This is a genomic window from Caulobacter sp. GW821-FHT09B11 (genome assembly GCF_059418205.1).
In genome coordinates this window covers 1-8,685 of the sequence record NZ_JBWKPK010000065.1, presented here as the reverse complement: position 1 = coordinate 8,685, position 8,685 = coordinate 1, and the positions used below count along the sequence as shown (strand labels likewise).

Here is an 8,685-nt window from a genome sequence, read left to right as displayed (position 1 = left end):
GCCGCAAACCTCGTCCTCGCAAGACAGCAGCCCTGGCTAACGCAAGCCTGAACTCAACATGGTTGCTCATCCGTCGCCTTTCGGCGACACCTTCTCCCGCAAGGGGAGAAGGGTCTCTAAGCTAGTGCTTGAACGACACCGAAACCCCCATGAACCGGGGCTCGCCGGCGATGAAGGTGGGGATGCCGAAGGCGTCGCCGGTGTTGCCGGCGTCCTTGATGTAGTCCTGGTCCAGCGCGTTGGTGACGAAGGCGCCGAAGGTCACCGGGCTGTCCTTGGGCTGGTAGGTCAGGCGCAGGTTCAGCAGGCCGAAGGCCTTCTGCTTTTCGTCCTGCACCGTGTCCTTGATCGTGCCCGTCGTGCTCTGCAGGGCGGCGATGTCGTTGTTGTTGTCGAAGAACTGCTCGGACTGCCAGGTCCAGGTCGGCAGGAAGGTGAACTTGCCGACGCTGGTGTCGCGCGAAGCCTTCACGCCCAGCGAGAATGAGTGGTCGGGCGACAGCCGGAAGTGGTTGCCCTCGAACCGGCCGTTGCCGAACCGGGCGTGGCTGTAGCCGTAGGTGGCGAAGGCCAGCAGGTCGGGCGTCACGTAGAAGTTGGCCTGGCCCTCGAAGCCGTAGGCCTTGGCCTCGCCGGCGTTGATGGTGATGGCCGTGCCGGTGCTGGTCACGCCGCTGGTCTGGAAGTTCTCGTAGTCGTAGCGGTAGATCGCGCCGTCCACGGTCAGGCGACGGTCCAGCAGGGCCGCCTTGGCGCCGACCTCGTAGGAGGTGACCTCCTCGGCCGGCACTTCGCTGAGGCTGGCGCCGGTCAGCACCTTGGGACGACGGCCGGTCGAGACCGAGCCGTAGACGTTGACGTCGTCGGCCAGCTCGTAGCGGCCCACCAGGCGGAAGGTGACGCCGCTGTCGCTGAAGTCCTTGTAGTAGGTCGTCACCGGCTGAACGATCAGGCCGCGGGTCACGGTGGCGGTGCTGCCGCCGATGATCGACGGGCTGCTGATCCAGGCGCCGTAGCCGCTGGTCTTGTCGTCGTAGGTGTAGCGGACGCCGGCCGTCAGCTCGAGGCGGTCGGTGGCCCTGAAGGTGACGTCGGCGAAGGCGTCGTACGAGTTGGTCTCGCCGTAGTTGGTGTATTCCTCGGTGCGGCCCGACGACAGCGCCGCCAGGGCCGGGATGGCGTTGATCACGGTCGTCGACAGGCCGTTGGGGATCGACAGCTGGCCGGTCAGGAAGAGGTAGGCGATCTTCTCGTTGATGCGCAGCGGCACGCGCTGGCTGCCGTCTTCCCAGAACATGCTGACGCCGCCGAAGGCGGTGATCCTGCCGCCGGCGTCGTAGTTGAGGCGGAATTCCTGGCTGGCCGACTTGCCCTGGGCGTCCTCGGCGAACACGAACAGCGGCAGCGAGAAGCCGTCCGGATCGAAGACTTCCTCGCCGCTGAAGTAGCGGTAGGCCGTGGTCGAGTTCAGGGTCAGGGCGTCGTTCAGCTTGTAGCTGGCCAGGGCCGTCAGGCTCCACAGGCGACGGTCCAGGCCCAGGGGCTGGCCGTTCTCGAAGCCGTCGACGGTGGACAGGGCCGCGCCGGAGTTACGGCCCAGGTCGCCGATGACCTTGCCGGTGGTCGGGTCGGTCGGGGCGTAGGTCAGCGACTTGAACGAGGTGCCCGACGGATTGTCCTGCTGGTAGTTGTAGAGCACGTCCAGCTTGAAGCGGTCGTTGGGCGTGTAGTTGACGGCCAGGCGCGCGGCCACGGTGTCGGTCGAGTTGAAGTCCTCGCCGCCGAGCAGGTTCTCGACATAGCCGTCGCGCTTCTTGACGCGGGTCGACAGACGCACGGCCAGAGCGTCGGTGATCGGGGCGTTCACCATGCCCTCGGCCATGAAGTACCCGTAGTCGCCGCCCTCGACCTTGAGGCTGGCGTCGAAGTCCGGCTTGGCCTTGGCCTGGATGATGTTGACCGCGCCGATCAGGGCGCCGCGGCCGTAGAGGGTCGACTGCGGACCCTTGGCGATCTCGACGCGCTCCAGGTCGAAGAGTTCGACGTAGGAGCCGCGCGACTTCGAGATCGACACGCCGTCCTGGTAGACCGACACGCGCGGCTCGTTGGTGGCCTCGCCGCTGTCGGAGGTGATGCCGCGCATCACGAAGCCGGGGTTGTTGGGCGACTGGTTCTGCACGTCGAAGCCGGGCACGAACTGGCCCAGTTCCTCGAACTCCTGCAGGCCCAGCTCGTCGAGCTTCTCGCCGGAATAGGCGGTCAGGGCCATCGGCACGTCGAGGACCTTCTGCTCGCGCTTCTGGACGGTGACGATCAGCTCGTCGACCTGGGTCGGCGCGGCGGCCGCATCGCCTTCCGCCGCGACCGGGGCGGCCAGGACGGGGCTGGCGATCGCCAGGGCCAGCAGGCTCGCGCCGGCGAGCGTGCCCCGGAGCGTGGTGGTGCGGATGGCGCGCATGGACTATTCCCCTCAAAACAACTGTACGAAGCCCCGCCCCTAGGGAGCGGCGGTGTCGCTTACGCGACGGGGTTGTGAAGGAGCCGTGAAACAGCGTGGCCGACGCCGAAGACGACATCGACGACCTGCCCGACGCGCCCGCTGAAGGCGAACGACGCCTGACCGCTGAACTTTCGGGCGATCTCGTGGGCCAGCGGCTGGACAAGGCCCTGGCGACGCTGTTCGACGAACTGTCCCGCGCCCGCCTGCAGGCGCTGATGGCCGAGGGCCGGGTCTTCCGCCTCGACGCCGGCGGCGCGCCCCGCCCGGTGACCAACGGCTCGGCCAAGGCGCAGGCCGGCGACTACCTCGTCGTCGAGCCGCCGCCGGCCCCGGCGATCCCGCTGCCCGAGGCCATTGCGCTCAGCGTGCTCTACGAGGACGCCCACCTGATCGTCGTCGACAAGGCCGCCGGCATGGCCGTGCACCCGGCCCCGGGCAGCGAGACCGGCACCCTGGTCAACGCCCTTCTGCACCATTGCGGCGACAGCCTGTCGGGCGTCGGCGGCGTGGCTCGGCCCGGCATCGTCCACCGGCTCGACAAGGAGACCTCCGGCGTCATGGTCGCGGCCAAGAGCGACGCGGCCCATCGCGGCCTTTCGGCCCTGTTCGCCGCGCACGACATCGACCGCATGTACGTCGCCCTGGTTCGCGGCGCGCCGCAGCCCTCGTCCGGCACGATCGAGACGCGGCTGGGCCGCTCCCCGCACGACCGCAAGAAGATGGCGGTGCTGAAGAGCGGCGGGCGCGAGGCGACCACCCACTACCGGGTCGAGCGCACCTATGGCGGCGACGGCGTAAAGCCCCTGGCGGCCCGGGTGTCCTGCCGGCTGGAGACCGGCCGCACCCACCAGATCCGGGTGCACATGGCCAGCAAGGGCTCGCCGTGCCTCGGCGATCCCGTCTACGGCGCCGGCGCCCCGGCGGCCCCGGTCAAGGCGGTGCTTACCGAGACGGCCTTCGCCCGCCAGGCCCTGCATGCCGCCCTGCTCGGCTTCGTCCACCCGGTGACGGGCGAGACCCTGCGCTTCGAAACGCCCCTGCCGCCCGACATGGCCGCCGTCGAGGCCGGGCTGGAGGCGCTGTAGCCGATGGCGGGGAGCTTGCGTCCGAGCAACATTCGCGCCCTAATTCGGCTTGACCGCCCGCGTATCGGTAGAGGGCTGGAGATCTGCGTCATGTCCCTCGCCGCCCGCCTCGTTCCTCGCCTCTCGCTGGGTATCGCCCTGCTCGCCGCGCCCGTGATGGCTTTCGCCGCCGGCGCCGACGACGAGGTGGTGGCCACCGCCAAGGCGACGACCAGCCCGGCCCAGGCTCAAGCCCAGGCCGAAGCCGCGCCGGCGCCGGCCGCGCCCGCCGCGACCCGTCCGCTCACCACCCAGGAGCAGATCGACGCCTGGCTGAAGGCCTCGCCGGTCAAGACGGTCGACGACAGCGGCCCCCTGAACCTGACGCGCGCCGACGAAGACGGCCCGACCAAGCGCAAGGTCCACGGCAGCGTCGAGGTCGGCGTCGGCACCGGCGGCTATCGCCACATGGGCGTCACCGCCTTCTATCCGGTCGGCGAGACCGGCACCCTGGGCGTCGCGGTCAGCCAGACCGAGTACGGCAAGAACGGCCGCGGCGGCTATGGCTACGATGGCTACGGGTATGGCGGCTACGGCTATGGCGGCCTCGGCTACGGCGGCGGCCCCTATGGCTACGGCCCGTACGGCTATGGCCGCGGCGGCAAGAGCCAGTCGATCGCCCTGTCGCTCGACATGTCCTCCGGCCGCAACGCGACCGAGCGCTGCCTGAGCGGCGCCCGCGCCGACGACGGCCGCTATGTCGAACCGCTGTGGGCCACGGAAATGCGCGGCGCCCAGCGCCCCTGCGACATCGACGACCGTCCCTAGGGCTCCCGTTCCGGCGTTCGCCGAAGCTTAACGGCTTGCCGTCATGGTGCCGGGCAATCGGGGACCTTCAGGCGTAAGCATGCAGCCGGACATCACTGCGTATCATCATGCCGCCACTGGGCGGGTGACCTATCTCGTGGCCGATCCGGCCACTCTGCTGTGCGCCATCGTCGATCCGGTGCTCGATTTCGACCCGGCCACCGGCGAGACCTCGACCGCCTTCGTCGACGCCATCATCGCCGACATTCGCGAGAAGGACCTGGGTCCGACCTGGATCCTGGAGACCGGCGTCCACACCGGACACCTCTCGGCCGCCGGCCACCTGAAATACGAGACTGGCGCCTCTGTCGCCATCGGCGCCCACGTGCTGGAAAGCCTGCAGCGTCTCGTGCCCGCCCTCGGCGCCGAGGGCGTCGATCTGGAGGGCTGGGACTTCGACAAGCTGGCCCGCGAGGACGACGAGCCGCTGATCATGGGCGGGATCGAGTTTCACCCCATAGCCCTCTCCGGCCGCCTGCCCGGCGCCGTGGCCTACAAGGCCGGCGACGTGGTCTTCGTCGGCGACGCTCTTCTGCCCACCGGCCTGCCCGACAGCGACGCCCCCGGCGCCGATGCGGACGGCCTGTTCGCCGACGCCCGCAAGCTGCTCTCGCTGCCGGGCGACACCCGCCTGCTGTCGAGCTGGGCCGGCGAAGACGCCGCCGCCGCCGACACGACCGTCGCCGCCCAGAAGGCCGCCAATCCCGACGCCGGCGACGCCGTCTCGCAAGCCGAGTTCGTCGCCCGCCGGGCCGGCGACAAGCCCGCGCCCTCGGCCCTGACCATCGCCGCCCTCGACGTCGCCGTCCGCTCGGGCAAGCTGCCCTATCCCGACGAGGCCGGCGTCCGCTTTCCGCCGCGGAACATCAGTTCGCTTTAAAAACGGACTTGCCATCAGCACTTCCGGCGCGCCTAATACTTCGCACGTGAAGCATTAGGAGACCTCGCCATGGCCGACGACCAGAGCGCCAACCTCACCTCTGTCCAGGCCGGCAGCCTGCCCGACCATCTGGGCCTGCAATGGCTGGAGGCCGTGCCGGGCCTGGTGCGCGGCCGCTTCGACGTCGCGCGCCACCACATGGCCCCCAACGGCTTCCTGCACGCCGCCGCCGTCATCGCCCTGGCCGACAGCGCCGCCGGCTACGGCTGCGTCGTCTCCCTGCCCGAGGGGGCGACCGGCTTCACCACCATCGAGCTGAAGTCGAACTTCCTGGGCACCGCCCGCGACGGCGGCGTGGCCTGCGAGGCCAAGCTGATCCACGGCGGCCGCAACACCCAGGTCTGGGACGCCGTCGTCACGGCCGAAGGCACGGGCAAGACCATCGCGCTTTTCCGCTGCACCCAGATGGTTCTCTACCCGAAAGCCTGAGCCGCCACGGTCCGGGCCCGGATCAAGCCGCCGCCCGGCGCAGGAAATTGCGCCCTGAGACAGAAAAGCGCATCACAGCCTCTTGCGCTCTTTCGGCGGCGCGGATAGGTATCCCGCCCTCACTCAAGACCGGCCCCAAGCTGGTCACGAAGACCCCCTGGAGAGGTGGCAGAGTGGTCGAATGTACCGCACTCGAAATGCGGCGTGCCTGGAAGGGCACCGTGGGTTCGAATCCCACCCTCTCCGCCATTACCCCCTGAAAATCGACCCTGCGAAAGCGCCCCGGCGCTAGCCTGATCGCGTGCTCTCGCGCTCGACCAGCCGGGCCGGCACGACCCGCGCCACGCAGGTCGCCCCCGCTTCCAGGCCGAGCAGCTCCATCGCCGTCGCCACCAGGGCCTCGATGTCCTGGTCGAACGACGTCAGCCGGTACGGAGCCCAGGCGGCCATGTCGAGATTGTCGTAGCCGACCAGCAGCACGTCGTCGGGAACCTTCAGGCCGAACGTCTCGCGCAGCACGTCGATGGCGCCGAACGCCGCCAGGTCGTTGGCGCAGAACAGGGCGTCGGGCCGCTCTGCCCCCGCGAACAAGGTCCGCGCCGCCTCCGCCCCGCTGGCGTAGTCGTAGCCGCCGCCCGCCCGCACAGCCGGCGGCAGGCCGAGCGTGGCCAGGCCATGGGCGAAGCCGGCTTCCCGCGCGACCTGGGCCGGGCTGTCGGCCGGACCGGCGACGAAGCCGAATCGCGTCCCGCCACGGGCGTGCAGCAACCGCGCCGCGGCCTCGCCGGCGGCGAAGTTGTCGGACGACACCGAGCGGATCCAGTCGCCGGCCAGGTCCGAGTTCAGGGTGACGATCGGGATGCGCAGCTTGGCCAGCTGGTCGGCCGCCTCCTGCGAGGTCAGGGCCAGGGCCGAGACCACGGCGTCCACCCGGTAGCCGGCCAGCTGATCGACGACGCCGTCGAGGATGCGGTCGCTGTCGACCCGCACCAGCAGCGTCTGCCGTCCGGCCGCCGTCAGGGCCTCGGAGAAGGCCTCCAGGGTCATGGCGAAATAGGGATTGTAGAACCCGCCCACGACCACGGCGACGATGCCCGAGCGGTTGGTCTGCAGGATCTTCGGCAGCAGGTTGGGCCGATAGCCGAGGGCCTGCGCCGCCGCCATCACCTTGGCGCGGGTGGCCTCGGCGATCTTCGCGCCCGGCGTGAAGGCGCGCGACACCGCCGACTGCGACACCCCCGCCGCCTTGGCCACGTCGATCGACGACGGCGGCCGCCAGTTTCCGCTCATGCGGCGATCCCTCGCACCCTTTTCCCCACGCGAGCCTGTTTAGAGGGTTGCGCGCCGGCTGGCGAGTGAATAGCTATGCACGCATTCTACTAAACCGCAGCGCGGCCCTAACCGCGCGCCATCCCCGCCGGGCTCGCATCCGGGCGGGCGACAGGCGCGTGCGTGATCGGCTTCGCCGCCTTCCGTTCCGACAAGGCCCGCCATGAGCGTCCCCTCCGCGACCGCCAACGCCCGCAGCGCCCCCTCCGCCGCTCTCGTCCAACTGGCCCTGGCGCTGGGCGGCTTCGCCATCGGCACCACCGAGTTCGCCTCGATGAGCCTGCTGCCCGACTTCGCCCGCACCCTGGGCGTCGACGAGCCGACCGCCGGCCACGCCATCAGCGCCTATGCCCTGGGCGTGGTGGTCGGGGCGCCGATCATCGCCGTGCTGGCCGCCAGGATCGCCCGCCGCACCCTGCTGGTCGGGCTGATGGTGCTGTTCGCGGTCGGCAACGGCCTGTCGGCCCTGTCGCCCAACTTCGAGACCATGGTGCTGTTCCGCTTCCTCAGCGGCCTGCCGCACGGCGCCTATTTCGGCGTCGCGGCCCTGGTCGCCGCCTCGCTGGCCGCGCCAGACAAGCGGGCTTCGGCCGTGGCGCGGGTGATGATCGGCCTGACGGTGGCCACCATCGTCGGCGTGCCCTTGGCCAACGCCGTGGGCCAATGGATCGGCTGGCGCTGGGGCTTCGTCATCGTATCGGCCCTGGCGACCCTGACCGCCGTGTCGGTCTATCTGCTGGCGCCCCGCGAGCCCGCGCCCAAGAACGCCAGCCCGCTGCGCGAGCTGTCGGCCCTGGCCAGCCGCCGCGTCTGGCTGACCCTGGGCATCGGCGCCATCGGCTTTGGCGGCATGTTCGCGGTCTACACCTATCTGGCCTCGACCCTGATCGAGGTCACCCACGCCTCGCCGGCCGCCCTGCCTGGCGTCCTCATGGTGTTCGGCCTGGGCATGACCGCCGGCACCCTGGTCTGCGCCTGGGCCGCCGACCGCGCCCTGATGCCGGCCGTCGGCGCCATCCTGCTGTGGAGCGCCGCTTCCCTGGCCCTCTATCCGCTGGCCGTCGGCAGCCTGTGGACCCTGGTCCCGGTGGTGTTCCTGATCGGCTGCGGCGGCGGGCTCGGCGCGGCCCTGCAGACCCGCCTGATGGACGTGGCCGGCGAGGCCCAGACCCTGGCCGCCGCCCTCAACCACTCGGCCTTCAACACCGCCAACGCCCTGGGCCCCTGGCTGGCCGGCCTGGCTGTCGCCTCGGGCTTCGGTTGGCGCTCGACCGGCTGGGTCGGCTGCGCCCTGGCCCTGGGCGGCTTCGTGGTCTGGGCGCTCGCCGTCTGGGACGACCGCCGCCAGACCGAGGCGACGGCGGCGGCTTGATAACCCGGCCCCTCCTCCCCCTCTTCCCCTCATTTGCCTCCCTCGCCCTTGTGGCGAGGGCCCATGCCGGCGGCCGCTCAAATCGAGGCCGAGCTCGAAGGGTCTGAGCAGGCTGACCGATGGGTCCTGGGCACAAGGCCCAGGAAGGCGGCAGGAGGAGCGAGGGGTTAGACGGCCACCGCCT

The 8,685-nt window shown here is 70.3% G+C and carries 7 protein-coding genes and 1 tRNA gene; 6 read left to right on the top strand and 2 right to left on the bottom strand.

The genetic code is table 11. From position 1 onward, the window contains the following. Nucleotides 1–121 precede the first annotated feature (121 nt). Nucleotides 122–2,458: a TonB-dependent receptor gene (locus tag AC07N1_RS25185; RefSeq protein ID WP_494674282.1), complete on the bottom strand. Its 2,337-nt coding sequence runs from the start codon at nucleotides 2,456–2,458 to the stop codon at nucleotides 122–124. 95 nt (nucleotides 2,459–2,553) lie between these two features. On the opposite strand from AC07N1_RS25185, the gene AC07N1_RS25180 reads away from it, so the two are divergent. The 5 genes from AC07N1_RS25180 (at nucleotide 2,554) to AC07N1_RS25160 (ending at nucleotide 6,049) form a co-directional block, all read left to right on the top strand. Continuing rightward, nucleotides 2,554–3,585, top strand: coding sequence for an RluA family pseudouridine synthase (locus AC07N1_RS25180; RefSeq protein ID WP_494674281.1), 1,032 nt, complete (start codon nucleotides 2,554–2,556; stop codon nucleotides 3,583–3,585). 90 nt (nucleotides 3,586–3,675) lie between these two features. Then, entirely contained in the window at nucleotides 3,676–4,392 is a 717-nt protein-coding gene (locus AC07N1_RS25175; protein ID WP_494674280.1) for a hypothetical protein, read from the top strand. 79 nt (nucleotides 4,393–4,471) lie between these two features. Further along, a complete protein-coding gene (locus AC07N1_RS25170; RefSeq protein ID WP_494674279.1) occupies nucleotides 4,472–5,311 on the top strand; it encodes an MBL fold metallo-hydrolase in 840 nt (279 codons plus the stop codon). Between the two features lie 69 nt (nucleotides 5,312–5,380). Further along, on the top strand, nucleotides 5,381–5,800 hold the full coding sequence (locus AC07N1_RS25165; protein WP_494674278.1) for a PaaI family thioesterase: 420 nt from the start codon (nucleotides 5,381–5,383) through the stop codon (nucleotides 5,798–5,800). Nucleotides 5,801–5,959: 159 nt separating this feature from the next. Beyond that, nucleotides 5,960–6,049, top strand: a tRNA-Ser gene (locus AC07N1_RS25160). Between the two features lie 39 nt (nucleotides 6,050–6,088). Here AC07N1_RS25160 and AC07N1_RS25155 read toward each other — a convergent pair. Next, nucleotides 6,089–7,090, bottom strand: coding sequence for a LacI family DNA-binding transcriptional regulator (locus tag AC07N1_RS25155; protein ID WP_494674277.1), 1,002 nt, complete (start codon nucleotides 7,088–7,090; stop codon nucleotides 6,089–6,091). A gap of 202 nt (nucleotides 7,091–7,292) precedes the next feature. Between AC07N1_RS25155 and AC07N1_RS25150 the strand changes: the two genes are divergently transcribed. After that, the gene (locus tag AC07N1_RS25150) at nucleotides 7,293–8,501 is read left to right on the top strand and encodes an MFS transporter (protein ID WP_494674276.1); all 1,209 of its coding nucleotides are present in this window, start codon (nucleotides 7,293–7,295) and stop codon (nucleotides 8,499–8,501) included. The last annotated feature ends 184 nt before the right edge of the window (nucleotides 8,502–8,685 follow it).

What these genes read in the sequence shown, in the direction of transcription:
- AC07N1_RS25165 (WP_494674278.1), top strand. Translation starts at nt 5,381, where the DNA reads ATGGCCGACGACCAGAGCGCCAACCTCACCTCTGTCCAGGCCGGCAGC.
- AC07N1_RS25150 (WP_494674276.1), top strand. Translation starts at nt 7,293, where the DNA reads ATGAGCGTCCCCTCCGCGACCGCCAACGCCCGCAGCGCCCCCTCCGCC.
- AC07N1_RS25175 (WP_494674280.1), top strand. Translation starts at nt 3,676, where the DNA reads ATGTCCCTCGCCGCCCGCCTCGTTCCTCGCCTCTCGCTGGGTATCGCC.
- AC07N1_RS25185 (WP_494674282.1), bottom strand. Translation starts at nt 2,458, where the DNA reads ATGCGCGCCATCCGCACCACCACGCTCCGGGGCACGCTCGCCGGCGCG.
- AC07N1_RS25155 (WP_494674277.1), bottom strand. Translation starts at nt 7,090, where the DNA reads ATGAGCGGAAACTGGCGGCCGCCGTCGTCGATCGACGTGGCCAAGGCG.
- AC07N1_RS25170 (WP_494674279.1), top strand. Translation starts at nt 4,472, where the DNA reads ATGCAGCCGGACATCACTGCGTATCATCATGCCGCCACTGGGCGGGTG.